Below are 239 nucleotides of genomic sequence, written 5' to 3'. Positions count from 1 at the left end.
CCGCCGGCGGCAGGGCCGGACTGCCCGTAGATGCGGCTGTTCGGCGCGATCACCTCGGTGGATCTGCTGCTGGAGCCCTTGTTGCCGTTGGCCCCGCCGCTGCCGTTCGTGCCGTACCCCCAGACGCCGTTCTTGCCCGGGCTCCCGCCGCCACCGCCGGCACCGCCCTTCCCGCCGGAACCGCCCTTGCCGACCCTGACGACGTACTCGCGGGCCGGTTCCGTCTGGCAGCGGACGAA

The 239-nt window shown here is 73.6% G+C and carries 1 pseudogene; it reads right to left on the bottom strand.

What is annotated here, in order from left to right:
- Positions 1-239: pseudogene (locus ACSNOG_RS33960) on the bottom strand (hypothetical protein); the annotation flags it as partial.

It is taken from the genome of Streptomyces sp. URMC 124, from assembly GCF_051386455.1.
Taxonomy (GTDB): domain Bacteria; phylum Actinomycetota; class Actinomycetes; order Streptomycetales; family Streptomycetaceae; genus Streptomyces.
The sequence above is the reverse complement of the archived record's forward strand: the minus strand, read 5'-3'. Positions and strand labels throughout refer to the sequence as shown.